General features: G+C 45.0%; 23 protein-coding genes. 15 read left to right on the top strand and 8 right to left on the bottom strand.

The features are described 5' to 3' along the window. Positions 1-4: 4 nt before the first annotated feature. From recG to A1359_RS13810, 5 genes are all read right to left on the bottom strand, one after another. Positions 5-2,125: an ATP-dependent DNA helicase RecG gene (gene recG / locus A1359_RS13830; RefSeq protein WP_066984195.1), complete on the bottom strand. Its 2,121-nt coding sequence runs from the start codon at positions 2,123-2,125 to the stop codon at positions 5-7. 30 nt (positions 2,126-2,155) lie between these two features. Next, positions 2,156-2,551: a RidA family protein gene (locus A1359_RS13825; protein ID WP_066984051.1), complete on the bottom strand. Its 396-nt coding sequence runs from the start codon at positions 2,549-2,551 to the stop codon at positions 2,156-2,158. Next, positions 2,548-4,728 (bottom strand): RelA/SpoT family protein, encoded by a 2,181-nt coding sequence (locus A1359_RS13820; RefSeq protein ID WP_066984048.1) that lies wholly within the window; start codon positions 4,726-4,728, stop codon positions 2,548-2,550. The genes A1359_RS13825 and A1359_RS13820 overlap by 4 nt, the downstream gene beginning before the upstream one ends. Positions 4,729-4,736: 8 nt before the next feature. Beyond that, the gene (rpoZ, locus tag A1359_RS13815) at positions 4,737-4,976 is read right to left on the bottom strand and encodes a DNA-directed RNA polymerase subunit omega (protein ID WP_066984045.1); all 240 of its coding nucleotides are present in this window, start codon (positions 4,974-4,976) and stop codon (positions 4,737-4,739) included. 450 nt (positions 4,977-5,426) lie between these two features. Next, positions 5,427-6,878, bottom strand: coding sequence for a M48 family metalloprotease (locus A1359_RS13810; RefSeq protein ID WP_066984042.1), 1,452 nt, complete (start codon positions 6,876-6,878; stop codon positions 5,427-5,429). A gap of 129 nt (positions 6,879-7,007) precedes the next feature. Between A1359_RS13810 and tusD the strand changes: the two genes are divergently transcribed. From tusD to A1359_RS13770, 8 genes are all read left to right on the top strand, one after another. After that, entirely contained in the window at positions 7,008-7,397 is a 390-nt protein-coding gene (gene tusD, locus A1359_RS13805; protein ID WP_066984039.1) for a sulfurtransferase complex subunit TusD, read from the top strand. 4 nt (positions 7,398-7,401) lie between these two features. Next, positions 7,402-7,758, top strand: coding sequence for a sulfurtransferase complex subunit TusC (gene tusC / locus A1359_RS13800; RefSeq protein ID WP_066984036.1), 357 nt, complete (start codon positions 7,402-7,404; stop codon positions 7,756-7,758). 76 nt (positions 7,759-7,834) lie between these two features. Then, positions 7,835-8,419 carry a pilus assembly protein PilZ gene (locus tag A1359_RS13795; protein WP_066984033.1) on the top strand — a complete coding sequence of 195 codons (585 nt, stop codon included), beginning with the start codon at positions 7,835-7,837 and terminating at the stop codon, positions 8,417-8,419. Positions 8,420-8,458: 39 nt separating this feature from the next. Continuing rightward, positions 8,459-9,451, top strand: a complete 993-nt coding sequence (birA, locus tag A1359_RS13790) for a bifunctional biotin--[acetyl-CoA-carboxylase] ligase/biotin operon repressor BirA (protein WP_066984030.1) — start codon at positions 8,459-8,461, stop codon at positions 9,449-9,451. After that, positions 9,448-10,188 (top strand): type III pantothenate kinase, encoded by a 741-nt coding sequence (locus A1359_RS13785; RefSeq protein WP_066984027.1) that lies wholly within the window; start codon positions 9,448-9,450, stop codon positions 10,186-10,188. Before birA ends, A1359_RS13785 begins: the two co-directional genes overlap by 4 nt. Further along, positions 10,185-11,033: a hypothetical protein gene (locus tag A1359_RS13780; protein WP_066984023.1), complete on the top strand. Its 849-nt coding sequence runs from the start codon at positions 10,185-10,187 to the stop codon at positions 11,031-11,033. Before A1359_RS13785 ends, A1359_RS13780 begins: the two co-directional genes overlap by 4 nt. A gap of 194 nt (positions 11,034-11,227) precedes the next feature. Then, complete coding sequence (locus tag A1359_RS13775; RefSeq protein ID WP_066984020.1) at positions 11,228-11,908, top strand: hypothetical protein; 681 nt, start codon at positions 11,228-11,230, stop codon at positions 11,906-11,908. Continuing rightward, positions 11,898-13,076: a flagella assembly protein FlgT middle domain-containing protein gene (locus A1359_RS13770; RefSeq protein ID WP_066984017.1), complete on the top strand. Its 1,179-nt coding sequence runs from the start codon at positions 11,898-11,900 to the stop codon at positions 13,074-13,076. Before A1359_RS13775 ends, A1359_RS13770 begins: the two co-directional genes overlap by 11 nt. A 52-nt stretch (positions 13,077-13,128) precedes the next feature. Here A1359_RS13770 and A1359_RS13765 read toward each other — a convergent pair whose 3' ends face one another. Further along, the gene (locus A1359_RS13765; protein ID WP_066984014.1) at positions 13,129-13,527 is read right to left on the bottom strand and encodes a hypothetical protein; all 399 of its coding nucleotides are present in this window, start codon (positions 13,525-13,527) and stop codon (positions 13,129-13,131) included. Between the two features lie 48 nt (positions 13,528-13,575). After that, positions 13,576-14,928, bottom strand: coding sequence for a TolC family outer membrane protein (locus A1359_RS13760; protein WP_083960641.1), 1,353 nt, complete (start codon positions 14,926-14,928; stop codon positions 13,576-13,578). Between the two features lie 105 nt (positions 14,929-15,033). Here A1359_RS13760 and galU point away from each other — a divergent pair, with 105 nt between their 5' ends. Next, entirely contained in the window at positions 15,034-15,915 is an 882-nt protein-coding gene (gene galU / locus A1359_RS13755; RefSeq protein WP_066984011.1) for a UTP--glucose-1-phosphate uridylyltransferase GalU, read from the top strand. A gap of 574 nt (positions 15,916-16,489) precedes the next feature. On the opposite strand, the gene A1359_RS13745 is transcribed toward galU, so the two are convergent. Continuing rightward, on the bottom strand, positions 16,490-18,112 hold the full coding sequence (locus A1359_RS13745) for a mechanosensitive ion channel family protein (protein ID WP_083960640.1): 1,623 nt from the start codon (positions 18,110-18,112) through the stop codon (positions 16,490-16,492). A gap of 413 nt (positions 18,113-18,525) precedes the next feature. Here A1359_RS13745 and A1359_RS13740 point away from each other — a divergent pair, with 413 nt between their 5' ends. The 6 genes from A1359_RS13740 (at position 18,526) to A1359_RS13715 (ending at position 23,458) form a co-directional block, all read left to right on the top strand. Beyond that, on the top strand, positions 18,526-18,726 hold the full coding sequence (locus A1359_RS13740; RefSeq protein WP_066984001.1) for a hypothetical protein: 201 nt from the start codon (positions 18,526-18,528) through the stop codon (positions 18,724-18,726). 1 nt (position 18,727) lies between these two features. Further along, complete coding sequence (locus tag A1359_RS13735; RefSeq protein ID WP_066983998.1) at positions 18,728-19,231, top strand: YgjP-like metallopeptidase domain-containing protein; 504 nt, start codon at positions 18,728-18,730, stop codon at positions 19,229-19,231. Positions 19,232-19,247: 16 nt separating this feature from the next. Then, positions 19,248-20,171 carry a 5'-nucleotidase gene (locus tag A1359_RS13730; protein WP_066983995.1) on the top strand — a complete coding sequence of 308 codons (924 nt, stop codon included), beginning with the start codon at positions 19,248-19,250 and terminating at the stop codon, positions 20,169-20,171. A gap of 90 nt (positions 20,172-20,261) precedes the next feature. Further along, a complete protein-coding gene (locus A1359_RS13725; RefSeq protein WP_066983992.1) occupies positions 20,262-21,770 on the top strand; it encodes a hypothetical protein in 1,509 nt (502 codons plus the stop codon). A 206-nt stretch (positions 21,771-21,976) separates the two neighbouring features. Next, entirely contained in the window at positions 21,977-22,510 is a 534-nt protein-coding gene (locus tag A1359_RS13720; RefSeq protein ID WP_066983989.1) for a hypothetical protein, read from the top strand. 504 nt (positions 22,511-23,014) lie between these two features. Then, positions 23,015-23,458 (top strand): YccF domain-containing protein, encoded by a 444-nt coding sequence (locus tag A1359_RS13715; protein WP_066983986.1) that lies wholly within the window; start codon positions 23,015-23,017, stop codon positions 23,456-23,458. The last annotated feature ends 574 nt before the right edge of the window (positions 23,459-24,032 follow it).

Genomic DNA, 24,032 nt, shown 5'->3' with positions numbered 1-24,032 from the left:
CGGCTTAAGGGCTGTAAACTGTGTGAAACAGGTCATCCAGTTTTTGCAGGGCCGCGCCGCCCGGCCAGCGACGAATCAAAGCATGCACAACCTGCGGGTGTTGATGGCAAATTGTTTGGGCTACTGACGGTACTTGCTCCAATAACGCGCGGTCGCGGACTAAATCGGCAATTTTGAATTGAATTTGTCCGGTTTGCCGGTTACCGATAATCTCGCCGGGGCCGCGCAATTCCAGGTCTTTTTCGGCAATCACAAAGCCGTCGTTGCTTTCGCGCAAAATAGCCAAACGTTGTTTGCCGGTTTGCGATAGCGGTGACTGGTACAACAATAGACAGTAACTTTCGATACTGCCGCGACCCACACGGCCGCGTAATTGGTGTAATTGCGATAGTCCCAGCCGTTCCGGGTTTTCGATGATCATCAAGCCGGCATTGGCAACGTCGACGCCAACTTCAATCACGGTAGTGGCTACCAGTAAATCGCATTCGCCTTGTTTAAAGGCCTGCATGACTGCGTCTTTATCGCTGGCTTTCATGCGGCCATGCACCAGACCAATACGCACATCCGGCAAGGTTTGTTGTAAGTAAGTTGCGGTGTTTTCGGCTGCTTCGCATTGCAGTTGTTCCGATTCTTCAATCAGGGTGCAGACCCAATACGCTTGTCGCTTTTGAGCTACCCAGTGACTGATGCGACTGATGATTTCTTCGCGTCGTTCGGAAGGAATCACGCTGGTGGTGACCGGTTTACGGCCGGGCGGCAGTTCGTCGATGATAGAAATATCCAAATCAGAATATTGCAACATGGCCAGAGTTCGCGGAATCGGCGTAGCAGTCATAACCAGTTGATGCGGCACCAGTCCTTGGTTTTGACCTTTGGCGCGCAAAGCCAGGCGTTGCTGAACACCAAAGCGATGTTGTTCGTCTATGATGACTAGCCCCAGGTTTTGAAAGTTGACGCTATCTTGAAACAAAGCATGGGTGCCGATGACCAAGCCGGCATTGCCATCGGCCAAAGCTTGCAGCGTGTTTGCACGGGCTTTGCCTTTTAATTGGCCGGTCAGAAACGCTATCTGGCTGTCGGTGTGGGCAAACCACTGGCTAAAATTACGAAAATGTTGTTCGGCGAGTAATTCGGTAGGTGCCATCAAAGCTACCTGAAAACCGGAGCTTAACGCCGCTAAGGCTGATATGGCGGCTACCAGGGTTTTACCCGAGCCGACATCACCTTGGACCAGTCTCAGCATGGGTTGAGGTTTACTGCAATCGGCTTCGATTTCTGAAATCACCCGTAGTTGTGCTTTAGTGAGTTGGAACGGTAGTTGCGCAATAAAGCTTTGTTTTGCCTTTAAATCGAGGTCAAAGCTCGGTGCTTGCCAGGTTTTATAATGTTGTTTGCCCAGTAATAACGTTAGGTGATGCGCTAGAAGTTCTTCAAAAGCCAGGCGTTTCAATGCCGGTAAATCGCCATTTAACAAAGTCTCTGTTGAGATGTGGGCGGGTGGGTTGTGTAAGGTTTCCAAGGCCTCTGCGATTGATGGGTAGTGCAAGGCCAGGCGGATGTTTTCAGGTAAAAACTCGCTGAGTGAGTTGGGGTGGTTCAAACAGAGTGTCAACGCCTGCTTTATAGCCCGACGCAAGGTTGATTGGGCTAAGCCTTCTGTAAGTGGGTACACTGGGGTCAAGGTGGCTTCGGTTGGGGTTTCGCCAGGCTGGATGATATGGTATTCGGGGTGAATCATCTCCAAACCATTGTAGCCTTGTCGAATTTCCCCGAAACAACTGAGATGTACGCCAGGCTTCAGTTGTTGCATTTGTTGTACGGAAAAATGGAAAAAGCGTAACGACAATAATCCACTGTGGTCGCTGATGCGACAAATCACGCTGTTGCGACCGCGTTGTGAGGCATCTGTAAATTCAACCGTACCGCAAACCAAGGCGGACAAGCCGGGGATTAGGTTGCCGATGGGATGTGTGCGGGTTCGATCTTGATAGCGTTGCGGTAAGTGGAATAGCAGGTCTTGCAGGCTTTGTATGCCCAGTTTTTGTAAGCGGACGGCGGTTTGAGCGCCAATGCCTGTCAGTTTGGTGACAGGCAGGTTTTGCGGGTCTTCAGTTGATATTGCCATCGGCATATCGCACTAGAAGTGTGTGAGAGTTCAGTAGTAAGGCTCTTCTATCACCATCACTGCGTCCATTTCGACGCCGACGTCTTTGGGTAAAGCAGCTACGCCGATAGCGGCGCGGGCAGGGTAGGGCTGTGTGAAATATTCGGCCATGATTTCATTGACGATAGGGAAGTTGCTCAGATCGGTTAAAAATACATTGAGTTTGACGATATCGGAGAAATTGCCGCCGGCAGCTTCGGCAACTGCTTTCAGGTTGTCAAACACGCGGCGAATTTGCACTGAAATATCGCCAGCCACCACTTCCATGGTTTCCGGGTTAAGCGCGATTTGACCGGACAAATAGACTGTATTGTCAATTTTGACGGCTTGAGAGTATGTACCAATGGCTTGTGGAGCCAAGGGAGTAGAGATAATGATTTTTTTCATGCTTTGATACGAGTGATTTTTAAAACAAGAGAAAGTTTTTTCAGTTTACGGATCACGCTGGCTAAGTGCACGCGATTGCGTACTGCAAGTGTCAATAAATCCACCGAGACTCGATCATCCTGACTGACAACATGAATATTCTCAATGTTCGAATCCATGTGAGAAATGGTAGAGGCGATAGTGGCGAGTGAGCCGCGTTGGTTTAGCAGTTCGATACGGATTTCGGCAGAGAATTCGCCGACGGCTTCCGGGCTCCATTCCACATCCAGCCAAGAGGTTTGTTTTTTTCTGACGTCGTTACTATTTCGACATTCATGATGATGCACCACGATGCCTTTGCCCGGATTGAAAAAACCTATGATGTGATCGCCCGGAATGGGGTGGCAGCATTTTGCCAGGCTGACGACCATGCCTTCGGTGCCTTTGATAATCAGTGGGCTTTTGTGATGTTGTTGTTCGTTATCGTCCAGCTTAACGGCGGCATTGATGTCGGTCTGGTTGATGCGTTTGGCCACCAAAAACGGCATCAGATTACCCAGGCCAATGTCTTCCATTAAATCATTCAGCGAATGTTTTTTCAGAGCATGTAAAACATGCACGAATTGACTATCGTCAATTTGATCAAGCTGAATGTTCAGACTGAGTAATTCTTTTTCCAGCAGGCGGCGGCCCAGGTTGATGGCTTCCAGCTGGTTAAAGTTTTTCAAATAGGCACGAATACAACTGCGGGCTTTAGCCGTTACCACGTAATTCAGCCAGAGCGGGTTTGGTCGTGCCCAGCTGGCGGTAATGACTTCTACTGTCATGCCGTTTTCCAGCTTGGTCTGCAAAGGTACCAGTTTTTTATCGATACGGGCTGAAATGCAGGCGTTGCCAACGTCGGTATGCACTAAATAAGCAAAATCGACAATGGTGGCGCCGCGTGGCAGCTTGATGATTTTGCCCTTGGGGGTGAATACAAACACTTCCTGCGGAAATAAATCCACTTTAAGGTTGTCGATAAACTCCAGTGAGTCACCAGCGGATTTTTGAATCTCCAGCAAATCGCGCAGCCATTCATTGGCGCGGGCTTGTATGGTCTCGCTTTTTTCGTGATCGGACTTATACAGCCAGTGAGCAGCAATGCCCGATTCCGACAAACGATGCATTTCGTGGGTGCGTATCTGAACCTCAATAGGCACGCCATAAGGGCCAATCAAAATAGTGTGCAGGGATTGATAGCCATTAGCCTTGGGTAAGGCTATGTAATCTTTGAAGCGACCGGGAATGGGTTTGAACAAATTATGCATGCAACCCAAGGCTCGATAGCAATCATCCACCTGAATACAGTAAATTCGGAAAGCGTAGACATCAAACACATCGGTAAACGAGATTTTTTTGCTCAGCATTTTTTGATAAATGCTGGCGATGTTTTTCTCGCGGCCTGCGACCGTACAGTCCATGCCGTTTTCCAATAAACGATTTTGGACGGTACTTAAAATTGTATCGACAATTTCCTTGCGGTTGCCACGGGATTTTTTTACGGCATTACTGATAGCAGTATAGCGGTTTGGATACAGCGCTTTGAAGCCTAAAGATTCCAGTTGATGGCGGATATCGTTCATGCCCAGACGATTGGCAATAGGGGCGTAAATTTCTAAGGTTTCTTTGGCAATGCGGCGTTTTTTGTCGCTGGGCATATTGCCCAAGGTTTGCATATTATGTAAACGGTCGGCCAGTTTTACCACGATGACGCGTAAGTCTTGGGCCATGGCCAGGAACATTTTCCTGACATTTTCGGCTTGTGCTTCGGCTCGAGTGCGGCTGTCGATTTTGGAGAGTTTGGTCACGCCGTCGACCAATACAGCGACTTCCGGACCAAATTGTTCAGCTAATTCTTCCTTGCTGATAGGTGTGTCTTCAATAACATCATGCAGGATGGCGGCCATGATGCCGTGTGCATCCATGTGCATGCTTGCCAATGAAATGGCGACTGAAACCGGATGGCAAATGTAGGCTTCGCCACTTTTGCGAAATTGGCCGGAATGAGCGCCCGCGCTAAAATGATAAGCGCGGACAATATTATTGATGTTGTCTTGGTCGAGATAGCTGCTAAGAATGCCGCAAAGCTGATGAAGCAGCTTTTCTTCAGGATGTTCTACATCAGGTAATGGGGCTGAAGCAGCTATTTCGACCATAAGGAAGTTTAAATTTCCAGAAAGCTGTCAGATACGTTGCCGCCACGATGAAGTTGGTCTATGTTTCCTTCGTTGACAAAACCTGCGGCAATCTCACGTAATGCCAAGACAGTGTCTTTATCCCTGCCGCGCGGCAAAAACTCGTCAGCACCTTTTTCCAATTGTCTGGCGCGTTTGCCAGCTAATAAAACCAGTTTGAAACGGTTTTCAACATTCTCTAAACAATCTTCAACGGTAACACGTGCCATTTTTGAGCCTTTTGTGGGGTGGATGGGTAAGTCATGCTGCGTTAGCTGCAATAGCTAACAACGGTAAGTCGCTATTATAATTGAAAAATGGCTGTGTTAGCCACTTAAGCGACTTGGAAATGCTGCAGAAAATAATACAAAATAAAAAGCCCGCATGAAGCGGGCTCGTCCTGTTATTGTTATTTTATGTTGGACGCTTGCCGGTTAAGGCAATTTAGTCAAGCAGTTACTGTTATTATTGTTGTTATGCGCCATAGCTACAGGCCGCTTCCCTCCCCTCAAAGCCTTGGTCTAATGACCGAGTGCACTCCTAATAAGGTGGGTACAGTCTAAGTAAAATAAAATGTGATGTCCATCAAAAAAGTAGGTTTTTTTTGCAAAAGTAGTTTCGGGCCGAAATTAATCTTCTGAATCAAAAACTTGGCAATATGGGTAATTTCTAATGTTTGGCTATCTATTTTTCTGTCTTTCTTCTTCTTCGCTTAGAAAGAAATTTAAACGTTCACCCAAAATAGCCTGAAGCTGATAGCTGAGATTTTTTTCCTGCGTAGCCAGACGGATTTGCATAATGGCATCTTCTGTTTGACCGCTGGCATAGTAATACTCCGCCATATAGCGATGAGACTCGCCAGCTTGATTCAGGTCGGCATAAATTTGCGCCAACAATTGAAAATAAAATGCCCGCTCTTTTTGATCGTTCGGCAATCCAAGTAGTACCTGTTTGGCTTGTTCCGGTTTGCCACTTTTTAATAAGCAGCGGGTGTATTCGATTTTGATGGCATCGTTGCTTGGAAAGCTTTGTGCTGCGCGGGCAAACAATTGATTGGCTTTGTTGTAGTCTCGACTTTCCATGGCTGTACGAGCCAGAGCAGCAATGTATTGAGGTTGGTTGGGGTATTTCTCGAGCAGTTTTTGAAAGATCTCACTGGCTGCTGGATATTGTAAATTTTGCAAATAGATCAATCCCATGCCATAACGGGCGATAGCGCGTTGTTCGTCCGTGCCTTGCTGTTCCAGCGTGGAAAAATGTTTGATAGCGGCATCCTTATTGGCGGTGGCTAGAACATACAATTTTGCTTTTGTCAGCAAATAGCCCATGGAGTCCGGATATTGACGGTATGGAAAGGTTTCTGCTCGACCGCGGGTGTCGGCGATACGGCTTTCCGAAACCGGGTGAGTTCTTAAAAACTCAGGCACGCCTTTGCCGTAATAGCGAGTAGATTGCTGTAAGCGTTCAAAGAAAGTTGGCATACTACGAGGGTCGAAGCTGGAATTGGCTAAGGTTTGCATGCCCACCCGGTCAGCTTCTTTTTCATTGTCGCGGGTGAAATTAATCTGAAATTGTACGCTACCGGCTTGTACAGCCATCAACGCCGCCTGACCCATTTGCGGCGACTGGGTGCCGATCAAAATTGCCGCCAGGGTTGCCGCAACGATGGGAATGGACATTTTGCTGGCCGCTTCGATTTGGCGGTAAAGGTGGCGTTGGGTGACGTGGCCAATCTCATGCGCCATGACCGATGCCAGTTCGCTTTCTGCTTCTGTTAGCAATATTAAGCCGGAGTTGACGCCTATGTAGCCACCTGGGCCGGCAAACGCATTAATGTCCGGATCCATGACGACAAAAAAGTAAAATGGGGTAGAGGGGTTATCACTGTTGGTGGCTAATTGCCGGCCTATAGACTGAATATACTGCTGAATTTCCAAATCCTGGCTGATTTCAGTTTGAGAATGTAAGTTTCGAAAAAAAGCTGCGCCAAATTCTTTTTCTTCAGCGGGAGAAATTAATGCTCCGGAGGAATCACCCATGTCTGGCAATTGCAGTTTATCAATCTCGATTGCCTTAGGCATTACAGGCAATAAACTCAAGGCAATAGCAATTGATAATGTTTTAAGTTTCATGGCGTATCGGACAGTGATGGGGCAATTTGGTTTCAGACAGTCTGCGACAAGGAAAACCGGGACAGCATGCTGTACAGATATTAGAATGATCCAATTATAAGATATTTACCAACTGTACTTCTCCGCATCATGAAATATGCTATTCAAATCAATGCCAGTCCCTATGTGTCCAATGTTAGTTGGGTGGCCTATCAATTTATCCTGGCAGCCTTACAAGCTAATCATCAGGTTTTACAGGTGTTTTTTTATCAGGAAGGCATTCAAAATGCCATGAGATATGCATTACCACCCGATGATGAAATTAACTTACCCCAGCAATGGTCAGCTTTGGCGCGTGAGCAGGGTATCGATTTAGTGGTCTGTATCTCTGCAGCACAACGACGCGGATTGCTTTGTGGTGATGAAGCCAGGCGGCAAGGCGCAGAAGATGATGATCTGGCCGATGGATTTCGGATTGCCGGCTTGGGGCAATGGTTGCAAGCAACCCTGATTGCTGATCGTTGCATGGTATTTGGTTAAGCCTATGAAAACCTATTTGTTTGTCATGCGACATTTCCCGCATTTCAGTAGTCATGTGCAAGAAACCCTTGATCAATTATTAACTACAGCCGCTTTCGATCAGAAAGTATCGTTATTGTTTGTTGATGATGGGGTTTGTCAATTAAAGTCACAACAAAACGCTGAAGGTAGGCTTTTAAAAAATACCGCCGCCATTTTTCAGGTTTTGGATGTTTACGATATTAATGATCTGTATGTAGAAGCCGAATCATTATCTGCCAAAGGGTTGCAGGAATCAGATTTGATATTGCCGGTTAAAATCATCAATCGCGCAGATGTGAATGCCTTGATGCAGCAACATGATGTATTGATACCGGATTGAGATATTTTATTTTTGCTGGTTTTGGTCGTGCATAAGCTAAAATCGACTCAGTGCAACACCTGTTAGGAATGGGATTATGGCAGAGGACTTTGAAGAAAAACGACGTTATTTTCGGGTAAACGACAAGATTAATCTGCTTCTCAGGGTGGTGGATGAAAGTAAGGTAAGCCAACGAAGTCATGTTTCTATGGATGTGCTGAGTAGTTGTAGCTTGTCGGCAGCGTTGGAGGTATTAAACCAGGAGGCGGCAGCTGTCTCATCACGTCTGGAGCGCCGCGACCCAGAAGTGTTGGAATACCTAAAAATCATTGATAATAAAATCAACTTGATTGCTTCGGCATTAAATCCTCGTGAGGAGGCGTTTTCCGAGCACGACATGCACGAGGTTAGTTTGAGCGCCGCTGGCGTGGCTTTTACTAATGAAATAGCGCTACCAGTGGGTACATTGTTGGAGTTAAGAATGTTACTAACTTCTTGCCTAGCGGTGATTGTGGCTTTTGCCCGCGTGATGCAGTGCAAGGATATTAGCCAAGATAATGCGGCTTTTCCATTTGTGATCAGTGCGGAATATATCAATATGAATGAAGAGGATCGAGAATTGTTGATCAAGCATGTCATCAAAAAGCAAATGCAGCAGCTGCGTGACAAAAACGCCAATTGAACCGCTTAATTTGATTTTTTATCAGGTTATATCGTCAACATGCTGATTTCAGAAAATTTGCACATGCTGCTATCTGTGTTAGCCGATGGTCGGTTTCATTCCGGTACAGCCTTGGCACAATTATTAAATGTCAGTCGCTCTGCGGTATGGAAGCAGTTGCAGTCATTGGCTGAACTGGGGCTGGAATTCAACGCTGTTAGCGGCAAAGGTTATAAATTAGAACAGCCTTTGCAACTGCTCGATCAGTCACAAATAGAAGCCAACCTAACACCTGCAGCCCGCGCATTGCTGCATCAGATTGAAATACATTCTGTCATTAGCTCTACGAATACTTATTTGCTGGACCTGGCTAAAAAAACTCAAGTCAGTGGCTGGGTTTGTCTGGCGGAATATCAAACTGCGGGCAAAGGTCGTCGGGGCCGCACTTGGGTGTCGCCTTTCGGACACAATATTTACTTATCCATACTCTGGTGTTATCAGGACGGGCCAGCAGCCATTGCCGGTTTGAGTTTGGCGGTGGGTGTGGCGGTCGTGCGAGCTTTACAGCAAATGGGTGTGGACGATGTAGGCTTGAAATGGCCGAATGATATTTATTGGAAGGAGCGTAAATTAGCCGGTATTCTGATCGAAGTATCCGGCGAAAGTAGTGGGCCTTGTCATGCGGTGATAGGCTTAGGCATGAATCTGTATTTACCGCCGCAACAAGCTGAAGTCATTGATCAGGCTTGGGTAGATTTGCAGCAAATATTGGGTGAGCAAGTGATGCTGCAACGTAATCTGTGGGTAGCAGCATTGCTGAATCAATTGCTACCGGTGATTGCCGATTTTGAAAACCAAAGTTTGCCGGAGTATTTACAGGAATGGCGCAGTTTTGATTGCATGTTGGGTAAACAGGTGACGATTTTTATTGGTCAGCAACGCTTTGATGGCGTCGTCAAAGGCATTGATGATCAAGGCTTGTTATTGTTGGCAGATGCCACCGGTCAACTGCGTGCTTTTGCTTCTGGCGAGGTTAGTTTCAGAACCGTATGAATTTGTTGATTGATCTAGGTAATTCACGCCTGAAATGGGCGATTGAAATCGATGCTCAGATAGGGCCGGTTACACAGATGGATTATCGGCAGGCCGATTTTATGCATCATATTAATTTGCTTTGGCAGCTGGTTGAATCTCCCAATACAGTTGCTATTGCCTCGGTTTCCGAACTGGGCGTATTCAGTGGTTTGCTTACGCTCTGTCAAAGTCTGTGGCCACAGGCGAAAACTTTGGTTCCAAAGTCAACCCAATGCGCTTATGGGGTAAAAAATGCTTATATCCAAGCGGAAAAATTGGGCGTTGATCGTTGGCTGGCAATGATTGCAGCACATGTTCACTATCCGGGTGATAAGTGTGTGGTTGATTGCGGTACAGCTATTACTATCGATGCTTTGCAGGCTAGCGGCAAGCATTTAGGTGGCTTAATATGCCCCGGCTTAAATCTAATGAAACAGGCTTTAGCCAGCAATACCGCAGATTTAACCTTCAATGCTGAGCCATACCAAACGAATCTGGCAATAGCAACCAAGCCGGCAATTGCCAACGGAGTTTTATTAGCGGCGACGGGTTTGGTTGAAGCGGCAATACGGCAGTTGGATGATTCCTACCAGCTGATTTTTACCGGCGGCGATGCAATGACGGTTGCTGAGGCTGTATCCGGATCTGTTTTACTCGATCAAAACTTAGTGCTGAAAGGGCTGTCAGTTTTTTGTCAGGGAGCGCAAACGGCATGAAAGCTTTTTTTTATTTGTTGTGTTTGTTGAATCTGGGGTTTTTATTTTGGCAATTCCACACAGGGAAATTTAATCCCATAGCATCCAAACCAATTACGCAGTCATCTATATTACTAGTTAGCGAGTCTGCCCGGGCACAACGAGGTGCCGTCATATCAGGTGTTATCGATCAGCCAATCAACCATTTGCAACAGCAAGCAACAGATCGATACTTAGATAAAGTGCATCAGGTGGAATGGCAGATGAAGCCATTGCCAACTCCAGTGGTTGTTCAGCTTGAAAAGCCGCAGATTGCCAAGTTAACAGAAGCAAAATCATCGGCAGAAAAAAGCTCAGATAGCAAAAAGCTTGCATTGCAATCTTCTGAAAAATCCAAAGAGATAGAAAAGCCGGTTACGCCTGCCGTGCAGCGTAAGTGTTACGATATTGGACCCTTTTCAGATCAAATTGTCGTTAAAAAATGGTTGGCTAGTAACGGTATTATTAGTAACCAAATTTTTCAAACAGAAGTAGCAACACCTAGCGATTTTCAGGTTTATTATCCGGCCGCCAAATCGTCTGAACAGGCACGTAATAACAAACTGATGCTCATCGATAAAGGTTTGCAAGATGTTTGGTTGATTTCTGCTGGCGAAAATAAAGGGGGGATTTCGTTGGGTGTTTTTAAAGAAAAGCAGCGTGCTACCGTTTTCAAAGCTCAATTAGCTGCGCGTGGCATTCAGGCTGAAATTCTGCAACGTAAACGGACTCAAACGCAATGGTTTGTCAGTGTCATGCTGGATAAAGCTAGTCTTAAAAAGCTGGAAGCAGCAGGCAATGCTTGGTCTGTTTGCTCAGTCAATTGATTGTTTTTCGTAGAAAATCGCCATAAGCAGGTTTCACCCCACGCCACCTATCGGGCTTGTTAGGTTAGAACCCAGGGGCGTGAATTCAAGCAGTAGTTACAAAAATAGTTGATTGCCATAGTGTTTTTAGTTTTTAGCGTTCAAGAAAACGCCTAAGCAGTCGATGACTATTTTATTATGAGCAGGGGGTGGTTATGAATGGGACGACTGGGTTTAAAATTGTGCTACTAATGCTGGCATTGTCAGGTTGTGCCAGTGTAAATGTTCATGAACAGGTCGGCACTAGTAAAACATTAGTCGCTAGCGGAGATAGTCAGTTTAATAACTCTGGTCAGCTCAGTGTCAATAATCGTTGGTTGTCTGCTCAGCAATTGGCTAAACTGAATGCCTATCGCGGCTTAGCCGATCAGTTGTATTACGAGCCCTTGGGCGGGAATAAAACCGTAGGTTCACAGGTTATTAGTCATGAAGTTTATCGGGTGTATCTAGATATCTATTTACGAGGTGCGCGAGCCACTGATTATCGTACGGCTCAGAACAATTTAAAAACCACTTTAGAATTAACTCTGACGCCCCGGTTTTATCAGTGTATGAGTGGCGACGTGACCTTGGCTAGTCAATGTATTCAAGAAGAGGATAAATTGGCATTTACCCGTTTGGGGTATAAAACCGCTGCCAAGACAACTGCCAATCTGGCTTGTGATAGAGTAGATTGCAGTGACCAATTTTATGTTAGTGGATTCTCTAAAGAATCTAATCCAGTAGATGGTTTTTTACTGGAGGCTGGATTATATGATGTGCAATGGACGGTGAATACCGGTGCCCGTACACTTTTCAACTATCTGTTAATCAATGGATTTATTAATGCCTTATAAAAATGGGCTTTGGCTATTGCTGATAGGGTTATTGTCAGCTTGCGCGAATACAGACTCAGTTAACCCGTCAGCTATTTCCAGCAGACAAACGACGGTTCAAGGGAGTGCTCCAATCGCAACAGAGGGTGTTGATAGGGCACGGCAGATGGCAATTGATGACGCCATTGCCAACGCCTCTCTGCAGCTTAAATCCAGCAATTCCGGCCCTATTCAGATAGGCGATATTAAAGTGGTCGACGAATGGCAGGATGGCAATACCTATTATGTTCAGGTTTTGACTGTTCGTTCCGAGCAGAAGTCCTGCCTATCGAACTATCGCAAGAAAATTGTTGCCACAGGTTTTCCTTTGATGACTTCTGGGCAGATTAGTGGCTCGGAAAGCCAGGATTTATTTAGTGGCATTCCTAGAGAAATTAGTAATCAATTAATGGAAACTGGCGATTTTATTGCCCGCAACATGACCTCAACTGTGCTCTATAGTCGTCCGGATTTAGCGCCGGAAATTACTGCTATTAACGGTTATTCGGGTTCCATGTTATTGGATATTGCCAAACGTGGCGATGCGCAATTGGTATTGTCCGGTGTGATACGCGATTTTACAATTGAATCGACTGAATATGTCCGCGGCTCCGGCGTGTTGGCTCAGTTGAAATCATCTATGCGTGATTTCATCGCTAGGCGCAGTATTGGTATCGATGTATACGTCTATGATGGGTTTACGGGGGCTTTGATATTTCAGCAACGTTATACCGATTCAATTCTGGGAGATGTATCATTACCCTCTGGATATAACGTGGGTAGCGAAAGGTTCGAATCAAGTTCTGCCGGGCATGCAATTAGTCAAATCATTCATCAAGCCAGCGATGATATTCAGCAATTATTTTCCTGCCATCCCTTTGCTGCACGTGTGGTAAAAGTTGATAACAACCGGATTGTGATAGCGGCAGGTGCGCAGGATAAGGTCAGGGTTGGTGATCAATTTATGGTCTATTCAGCAGGCAGTGCCGGCATGGGCTTTACCGATTCGATTGGCGTGCTGGTGGTTTCTGAAGTCGGTCCGTCGATGTCATCCGGTAATTTGCAAGATTTAACCGGTCAAAGCCGAGTACGCGCAGGCGATTGGGTGCGCAGTTTTTCTGTTACCAACTCTCGCCTGCCGGGTGGGTGAACTCAATAGCTGTATTCTGCTAAAACAAGGTTTTTCAGAATTAAGTCAGCAGTTATTCGTCACAAATATGTCGTGGTGTGCCATTTTCATCCTGAGATTGAGCCACTTTAGGTAGGTTTTGCATCATATTTTTCATGCTTTCTCCGCATTTTTTCATGTCTTGCATGACTTTACTGCTTACCACTTCTTTACCGAATGTCATAGCTCGGCTCATGGCCTCATCACGTTTTCCGGTGGCGCAAAGTGCTTTAACTTCGGCATCCATATCTTCGGCTTGTTTCTGAAAAGTCTCCAGTTCTACTGGGTCTATGTTTGCCATGCAGTCTTGCACGCCTTGCATTTGTTGCATCATTTGCTGCATTTTTGCTTCATCTATTTGCATGTCGCCGGCATTTTGGGCAGATGCAACAAGTGGCAAACACAGTAGGCTGGAAACTAAAACTTTAAGCATGTGTATCTCCAAAAAGAGTTGTTAATTTGGTCATTGGATTGAGAGTTATTATTGCAAGTATTGGTTAACCAGTTGCAAGTCTTCCTCGTTCAAGCTGCCAGCGGCTTCTTTGAGCTTAATGCCGTTGATCAAGTAGTTATAGCGAGAGCGTGCGTACTCACTTTTAGCCCTGTAGAGATTACGTTGAATAGCCAGTACATCAACCATGGTGCGAGTACCGACTTCCAGGCCGGCCTCCGCTGCTTCGACAGCTAATTCACCGGATTGCTCGGTTGATTTGAGTGCTTTCACCTCGTTGGTGCTGGAAATCACGCCACGATAGGCATCTTTAACTTGACGAATGACGGCGCGTTTGACTCTGATTAATTCTTCTTTGGCGGCTTCGTATTCATATTGTGCCTGACGGGTACGTGACATTATGCCGCCACCTTCGTAAATCGGCAGATTGAATTGCAAGCCAACGCTTTCGTTGTTACCGCGAAACCCGAACGAGTTGCCGTTATCAGCCTGCCTGTATTGGGCCACAATATCGAGGGTTGGCAAGTGTTGGGATTCTTGCAGTTCGATGTTTTTCCGCACGTATTCAGCCTGATTGAATTGAGCGACTATCGAAAAATTGTTATTTTCTGCGGTATTGGCCCAAGCAGATATATCCTCGGGCATAGGTGAGGTCAGAGGGACTTCGCCAGCAAGTATTTTTAAATCGACTGGATTGTCGCCAATAATTTCCCTGAGGGCTTCTTTGCTATTGTCTAATAATTTTTCGGCTTCAATGACTGCTGCATGGGCTCGATCGAAAGCAGCCTGAGCTTCGTAAACGTCAGTGATGGCTATGATGCCTACTTCAAAACGTTGTTTGGCTTGCTCCAGCTGTTTTTCGATGGCATTTTTTTCCGCTACAATGAAAGTTAAATTGTCCTGAGAAGCTAGCACATTAAAGTAAGCTTCGGATGTACGCGTCATCAAGGCTTGTTGCTTAGCTTGAAATTCAGCTTCAGCCTGGGCAATTTTGTTGTCGGACTGGTCCAATTGTACCCAGTGGCTCCAGTTGAAAACGGGTTGGTTTAAGTTGAAAGCTAGTGCACTGTCCCAGTAATGTTGAAGGCCTTGTCCAGATATGCTGAAGCCTGATTTTGTATTCTCTAAGCGATTACGGTTGCTGCCAGCAGTCATACTAAGGCTGGGCAACATTTGCGCAATACTTTGAGATCTGATTTCTGTAGAGGCTAGCTGGTTTATATCGCTGATTTTGTACTCGGGATCATTTTGTTTAGCCAGTTGATATATCTCTATTAAATCGTCTGCAAACGCTGATTGAAGTGGAGCTAACCCTAGCCAGAGCGTCGCCAACAGTTTTATCATTGTAAATTCTCGTACGATAGTGTCAAAATTAATAGGCATTATGGCCTAATATACAGCTACTTCTGCAGCTTAATTTAAGTTTTGTATAAGGTTAGGCCCTCATTATCGATTCGTCAAAATTAAAACCTAAACTAAAGAGCAATTATGAGTAAAAAAGTTACCAAAGCGGTTTTCCCTGTTGCAGGTCTTGGTACCCGCTCTCTTCCAGCAACTAAAGCGGTTGCGAAAGAAATGTTGCCTGTAGTAGATAAACCACTGATTCAGTATGCAGTGGAAGAAGCTATTGCTGCTGGTATTGATACTATGATTTTCGTCACCGGGCGTAATAAGGACTCTATACCCAATCATTTCGATAAATCTTACGAGCTGGAAAAAGAGCTGGAAAAAAGCGGTAAAACCGAACTATTAAAAATGTTGCGCGATTTGTTGCCGCCGCATGTGTCTTGCGTATTTGTGCGCCAGGCCGAGGCCTTAGGTTTAGGTCACGCAGTGCATTGTGCCAAGCCTATCGTTGGTGATGAACCATTTGCTGTAATTCTGCCAGATGATTTGATTGAAGATGGTCAGCGGGGTTGCATGAAGCAAATGGTGGATTTGTTTAATCGGGAACAAAGCAGTATTTTGGGGGTTGAGCGCGTCGACCCTAAGGAAACTCATAAATACGGTATTGTTGAGCACAGCGAAACCGCGCCAGGTGTGGGACGCTTAAAATCTATCGTCGAAAAACCCAAACCAGAAGTGGCGCCTTCCAACATTGCTGTGGTCGGACGATATATCCTGACACCGGCTATTTTCGACAAAATTGAAAATACAGGTCGTGGTGCAGGTGGAGAAATCCAATTGACGGATGCAATTGCAGCTTTGATGCAGGATGAGGCAGTATTTTCTTATGAATTTGCTGGCAATCGTTACGATTGCGGTTCCAAATTTGGATTTTTGCTGGCTAATGTGGAATACGGTTTATTGCACCCGGAAATCAAAGATGATTTTGCCGATTATCTAAAAAATCGCGTTAATAATATTTAAGCTTTATTTAGTCAGTTAGACGCTATTTTTGCAAGGCTTGCTTGGGCATCCTGGTCCAAGCAAGCGCTAAAATTCTAACGGGACTAATGATGCAATCAGTTGGTTTTATCCGCTCAAGTTTTATCGGTTTATCATTCAAATGTGTCTGGGAGACTCTCTCACATGAAACGTAAAAATTGTTGTAGTCTGCAATGGCAAACAATTATGGCTGAAACAAATGAATGACACGCGCTAGGTCAACCCAGACATGCAGTTCCATTTCATCTTTGATTTGCAGGGGGATAGTCAGGATTATCCGACATTCACCAAGCACCCTCGTCATTCTTGTCGATGAGCCGATTACTACTGCTATCACAATCGAGTCTGATTTGGCTTCTAGAGGCTGGTCAACTACCCGCATATCGCCGTAATGGATAACATTTGATCATTGAATGACCTTGTAAAGCTCAAAGAACGTGGCGGTCGGAATTGTTGACCCAAATAATGGCAACTCAAGCCGTGTTGGATGCTTGGTGATCGTGAGTGCCGCTAATTCAAGGTTGTCTGGCTTTGTGAAATAAGTGTTAAAAATGGCCTAAATTGATTTAGCTTCCACGGCCTCTGCCGCAGGCGCTTCAAACCACTGCTCTTTCGGAACCCAGATTTTTTCTAAAGGATCGCCCTTATAATGCGGTGACATGATCTGTACGCCATACTCGTTAAACACATCCTGAATATTGGCATGCAGCGTTGTCATTGTGATTCTACGAATTTCGGGACGCTCTACCTGCGCGGTCAATCGGTATTCAACATAGTAGTCAGACAGTGCAGTTTGCGCTTCAAATGGCTTGGGTTCAGAGCGGAGACCGGGGGTGTTTTTTGCGGCCTGCAGCAGCATGCCATGAACCTGACGCCAGGGGGTGTCATAACCTATCGTTACGCAAGTGTGTGCAACCAAGCCATCACCCTCGATCAAACGGGATGAATTCACCGTTATAGCGTTACCTATCATGGAATTGGGCACGTTAACCTCTTCACCGCTAGCTGTTCTGATCTTGGTTGAAAAAACGCCAACTGTGGTAACCACGCCTTCGGTTTCGCCTATTTTGACATATTCATCTTCGCGTAATACGCGAGAATAAATCATAATTAAACCACTTGCCGCCTGGCCTACAAGCCCGGACCCCCCGATAGAAAGCATGATGCCGACTAATACACTCAAGCCCCTAAATGCTTCGGTTTCACTACCCGGCAAATAGGGGTAAGCCATAGCAAAAGCAAATAACCAAAGTAAGCCCTGAGAAATTTTACGGGTTGGTTTGGCAGTCTCTTCAGCCATCCAGGGTACGCTAGTCTCTCCGGACTCAATTCTGGCAAAGAATGCTTTTATCAACTGCGATGCGAAACGGGTGAGTAGAACAATAATGAAAATCACCACCAGGCCAGGCAAGGCATTTACGATAGCCAACAAGATTTCAGTTACGGTGTCAATTAAGTAGCTATGCAGTTTTTCACCCCATGGCCTGGTATAAGGAAACTGACTCAAGCTAATGGTTGCCCACTGGTAACCTGCCATGCTAACCAAGGCCCACTTTGCAAGATTAACCAGGAAAATTAATGAGTTCATGGCTTGCTCAGGATGAATGGCAACCGCCAGCTTGTCTGCCCAGGCTTGAATCCATTTTTGGAAACGGCTAATGAGCTTTCTTTCACCCCAATAAATAATCCGGCAAACCAGATAGAAAACCAAGCTGGCGAGTAGGGCAAATCCGGCGCCTTTAATCATGAACTGTTTGCTGCTTTGCTCTCTGGCATCATGCACAGCCGTCTGCAGATTCTCCGCAGCATTTTTGGCTACTTCATCTACGGATTCACCTGTAATAATATCCGTATCGTCGGGTTTTATTTGGAATACTCGCAAGCCGTTCAGCTCGATAAATCGCCCGCCTTTAGGTGCAGGATGCGTTGATATTTTATCGTCACCGCCTTTTTCCATGGCCAATTTAATGCGGTTCAAAATGCTTGTGGCTTGTTCTTGTTGACTAAAACCCGCGACATCTGAGCGAATTGTAAAGATATGCCGATTCATGAATTCAAGCGGAAATGTCTCAGGCAAATCTTGTTTGGATTGGGCGGAAATAATACTCAGATCGGTCGCTTGATTCTCTTCAGCAGAAACCGGTATTGTCCAGATTGCGCCAATCAGTAAGCAGAGCAACAGTAATAATGGAATTTACGCTAACCGGGATAGCTTCTTGTCGGATAATATTTGGTCAGCTAAAAAAGCATCTTGTGCGTTCATGCAAAAAATGGGCTGATTAATCACGCTTGGTAATCCGTGATTATTTAATCCTTTAAACGCATTATTCATAAATCACCTTATTTGATAAAAGATGTTGCACAAAAGTATCGCTAAAATTTATATTCAACCATTTATCGCGGAATATCGGTTGCTAACTGCTGCAATATAGCAAGACAATCACAACAATCAGAGGCGAAAACAAATCTAAATCTAGCCTAACCTGAATGGAAAAGCATGCAATCCACAGCTAGGCAAACTGACGTAAATAACATTACTTTGCCTATGCTGATATAGAGCTAACAATACAACAACTTTAAGGAGAGTCACTGATGACTTTATTGTCATTGCGACAACTTTTGGATTTTACCCCGGCGCCTAGCTTTGTCGTCTCCACATTCAATGGCAGTAAAATGGAACAAGTTCAAGCTATCAAGCAAAGTTCGGCCATCATGCACAGGCATCATGCGCGCCCACACAACCTCTGCCCTCAAGCCATTACATTTGGCAAGATGACTCAGCATTATCAGTAAGATGCACACATTAAAATACCTGACGGGTTATCCGGCAACTCTAACCGATCAAATTCAACGGCTGATTGATCATGAAAAATTGGGCGAGATGCTGTTAAAAAAATATCCAGCACCCCATCAGGTTAAGACCGATAAAGCGCTCTATGCTTTTATCATGGACATGAAGAACCAATATCTGCGTCAATCGAGCCCAATTAGCAAAATCGTCTACGATGATAAAATCGACCTACTCCATCAAGCCTTAGGTCTGCACTCTTTTGTATCCAGAGTTCAAGGCAGTAATCTGAAGGCAAAAAATGAAATTCGCATCGGCTCGGTATTTAAAACAGTACCGCTTGAATTTTTAAGCATGATCGCTGCACATGAATTGGCACATTTGCGGGAAAAGCAGCATAACAAGGCATTCTATAAATTATGCGTATACATGGAGCCCAACTATCATCAGCTGGAATTGGATACCCGGATTTACATGACCTATTTGGATCGTGTCGGCCCCTTATATTGAGTAAATCGACCTTACCATGTCTTATCCCATTGAACAAAAACTAGTAATTGCGGTTTCATCCAGCGCTCTTTTCGATCTTACTGAATCGCAAGCAGTATTCATGAAACAGGGGCCGGTAGCCTACAAGGCCTTTCAAACCGAACATCTGAATCAAGTACTCGGAAAAGGCGTTGCCTTCCCGTTTATTCGTCGATTTCTAAACATTAACAGCCATTTTACGGCCCAATCCCCGGTTGAAGTCGTCTTGCTGTCTAGAAATTCGGCGGCAACCGGTCAGCGGGTTTTTCGCTCTATCGCCCATTACGGGCTTACTATTTCCAGGGCGGCATTTACCGAAGGCAAGTCGCCTTACAAATATATCCCCGCATTCAATGCCTCACTTTTTCTGACAGCTAATGAGGATGATGTTAAAAAAGCCATCGCCTCAGGCTATCCGGCCGGCACTGTTTTGCCGAGCAAAGTCGTTGATCAATCTGCTAACGAAGAACTAGTGATTGCATTTGATTTTGATGGGGTTATTGCCGATGACGAATCCGAAACCATCTACAAAAACGCTGATTTGCCGGAGTTCCGTCACTACGAAGCTGCCAATTCCCACATTCCACATAACCCCGGTCCTTTGGCCGACTTGTTTAAAAAATTATCCTATTTGCAAGCTCTGGAAGACCAAGAGCAAGCGAAAAACCGGGATTATCAACGCATCATTCGGACAGCCATTGTCACGGCTCGTAGCGCGCCTTCACATGAACGCGTCATCACAACGCTTGAACATTGGGGGGTCAGCGCCAATGAAACATTTTTCTTGGGCGGCATGCAAAAAGAGCGCATCCTGTCGATATTGCGGCCACATATCTATTTCGATGACCAAAAAAGTCATCTGGCATCTGAAGCCGGTGACATCCCGATGGTGCATATTCCATTTGGGATTGCCAATGATTAACAAGCGATCACTGGGCTGTAGCCTAATTTTTCAATACCGAGCCAATTTCGGCTAAACTCGTAGGGAAATACCAAACAAATACAAAATCCGATGGCAACCGACAACAACTTACCTTTTGAAATGACCACCGATGCTCTGAATGATTGGCTACAGAGTTTAAGCTCCCTGCCAAACACACAGGCAGCGCATCAATTGGGTCAGGCCTTGAAGCAGTTAAAAGAACAAAAATACCCAGCGAGCGAACTTTTTCCGGTTTTGATCAATTTAACACCGTTGACTTTACATTTTTCCACCAGCCTTTCCTCAATACTATCCAGCGACACGCAGCATTCGGATAAGGTTTTCAAACTCGCTAAATTGTCAATGCAACTGCCAAGACAATTAGCTTTGTTGTTTTGTCAGTTGGTTGAAAGTAAAGGGCTTGCAGCCGGTGTATTACAGACTTGCATTTATTACGCCTTTCAATTGATGGGTTATAGTTTGCGCTGCTACAACCTGTTTTATGAAATGCCTTCTACCAGCTTATGGAAGAAATCCGCCAGCCTTTACAAACTTGCAGTAGAAAACGACTGTTTGGCTCAGCCGCAAACCACAAAATTAGCTGAGTTCAAAGCCCAATTAACCATAGAATCAGTCCTCAAACGCAATTTATTATTCACTATTTTGGCGCCCACGCTGTTTAAAACTGATGAAATCAGCCATTTTTTTCAGCTCGCTAACGATTCCGCCCATTTATTGGAAATTTCTGTCAATCGCGACACACATGACTTCGGCTTTTACTGGGACCTAAAAAGCGATATACCGCCCTGTCCAGCCAAGAAAAACTATCGATCTTTACCCGAGAACTTCATGGCACTAAACACTACACGTATCAGCCATGAATTACAGCTGGGGACAATTTCCACCCAGCTTAGTCCCAGCACACAAAACAAACTGGCATTGATGTTAAGTGGTTATCGTCAAGTCTTTGGCTCGATCATCCCGGGTTTACCGTCTAGCTCAAAGCTGATTGCAGGCTTTAATAGTATCTGCGCCTATCTACAAGAGCAAAACAAGTTATCAAAAATTAGTCAGTTGAGTTCCCAGCTACCAGAAACCTCAAACCATGATTTCAACTTATCATTGGTCCCCTTGGAACATCAACGCAATGTTTTTGATGCTGACCGCAGACCATTCACCAAGCAACAAAATCTGGGTAAAGGGGTTAATTTGCTAAAAACTCCCAATAAATCTTACTTAATTGCCGAAAGCCGTGGCCTGGAATGTTGGACTGGTGATATTGTTCTGCTTTACAAGGAACAGCACCCGGTATCTTTAGCCATCATTCGTCAACAAAGTTTCAGCGAGCTCTCGAATGCCAATCATTTTTTGCTGGAACATCTCTCCGGCAGCTGTAATATCTATAGTATTGTTAACAGCTCCATCGATACAAACGCCCTCTTAGTAGGCGAAAACAGCGACAACCCGCAGGTTTTTTTAGCCGCTGGCAAATACGTCATCGATAGCAAAATTCCTCTGACGATAGGCAAGTCGCTGCATTTGATCGCCTGCATTGAGAGCAATAACTTTTTCGCCCGGTTTAAATTCAGCTTTTCATGATAAAACAGGAGATCGACTGTCAAATTACCAACAAAAATGGGGCTTTGTGACTAGTCGAGATATGCATCATCAACGCATAAAATCATTGAAGCTGGAATCCTCCTACCCCCAAACTATTTAAATTGACTGCAGACATGCGTCAGTCTTGACAATAGCCAGCGGCCCGTCCAGACTCCGATGTCATAACTACAATAAAGAGGTGTGCCATGAGACTGACTTATTTGTTTTTTGTTCTGAGTATTTTCTGCCTAATTAACGCATCCGCTCAAGCAGCCGGCAAGTATCAATTCGAACCCGGCGATACGGTATTAACCAACTGCCATCAGATTTACACTAAAGGCAACGTCAAAACTCAAGTTGACGATGGGTACACCATCCATTTTCCGAAAAAAAGCGGCCCGATTAACTGCCCACCTTTTCGCTGGCATGCAGAATTCGTCATTCCCTATCTGTCCGTACCTGAGTATAAACTGGCGTTTTTTGGCGGCCTGAAAAGCCCCATGGTATTTCGTAAAGGGGAAACGGTGACCATGCGCTTTGAAGCTGATAAACGTATAGTTAAAAACAAAGACAGCGTCGATGTGGAAGCAGAAATCACCGACATCAGCGACAATGGAGCAATAGCCGTCAAGCTTTTAAGCAGCGACCCGGAGTCAGCGGCCATGTTTTGGAAACTGGTTGGCAGCAATTATATTGATCTACGTCATGAAGCACTGGAAGTGGAACGGAAGAAACGTTAAGGATGTCGCTAAACACAACTGCCGCGAATTAACAAAGAGAATCGACGATAATCAAGCGCTTTAACCAGCGCAAGATTAGAAACAAGTGATCGGTTACGAGCAAGCTGTTGAAATCAAAATGCAGCGACGGTTTAGCACGCTATCGGAAAAGGATAAACCGCTATGCAGGCATAAAATCGACCAAACTAGGTCGTGGCGGTATTGCCACTGTTTCGAAGCTATTGAGTGAGATCGATCCCAACCATCCGAACGGTTGGCCGAGCGCGGCTACTATGTATTTCCGGTTTATTTGACGTGGTTATATTTTGTGTTGGCCAGTTTTTAGACAAGTTAAGTTTTTCTGATGTGTGACAGTAACTTATAGCTAGTTGTCACTGTTTTGTCACAAACTTATCCACAAGAATTGGGGATAACATCATAGGCGTAAACCATGTTGGATATAAGGCATGCGTTTGGTTAGAAAACTCTATAAAATGAATTCTAGACTCAATAACGAATTTCAGTATGAGAACAATTGGTAATTTTTTTTGGTTTATTTTAGGTGGGGTGGTCATGGGACTAGCTTGGTGGCTTGCTGGTCTGATTGCCTTTTTAACCATTGTCGGCATTCCATGGGCTAAAGCTTGTTTTGTGATTGGCCAGTTTTCTTTCTTTCCATTCGGAAAGGAAGCCATAAGTAGGAAAGAACTTCATCAAGAAGATGATATCGGTACTGGTTTATTGGGTACGATAGGTAATGTCATCTGGTTCGTATTTGCCGGCATATGGTTAGCGATTGGACATATCATGTCTGCATTGGCCTGTTTTGTAACGATTATTGGGATACCGTTTGGGATTCAGCATTTGAAATTAGCAGTAGTTGCACTCGCACCTATAGGGATGACTATTGTGAGCTCTGAAGCGGCAGTTATTACACGAAGTGCAAATCGCGGAAGAGGTGGTTGGTAGATGACTTTGGATTGGTTGGTGGGAAAGCCAGCGTATTGATTGGTAAAACTAGGTGGTGGCTTACTTTGACGCCTTAATTTTATGTCAACCTCAAATTTGTAAAACGTCTTTGGGATGTTTATTTTGGAAGGCTGAAGTCTGTAGCAGAGTAGATTCGTTAGAACAATGCTGTCGATTCTGATCGGCAAAATAGATTTCGTGAAGTGTTTCTATCTACTGCGTGATGATAGGTTGAATCTGAATGGTTTAAGCCATCTGATTGTCTCTGTTCGCATCAAGCACAAATAGTTGCTCCTTAGTTGGCATGCTTACTTACAGCAGACTAAATGCCATTGCATAAACTCTGTTTCAGGCATGCGTTTAGCTCGCAACACTGATACATGAGTCAGAAAAATCCAATGGAATCAACATTGTTGCTACCGGAAACATCATTTATTTATAAAGACTTTACTGCTTTTGTGTAAAAGTATGCATTTAAGGGTCTGATTAACAACAGATGCTTAGGATATGGTTGGAAATAACATCCCGAAATCCAAGCGCATCGTTCCTAAGCTTCGCATCACTGCCATTAAGT

The organism is Methylomonas lenta, from assembly GCF_001644015.1.
GTDB lineage: Bacteria > Pseudomonadota > Gammaproteobacteria > Methylococcales > Methylomonadaceae > Methylomonas > Methylomonas lenta.
The sequence above is the reverse complement of the archived record's forward strand: the minus strand, read 5'-3'. Positions and strand labels throughout refer to the sequence as shown.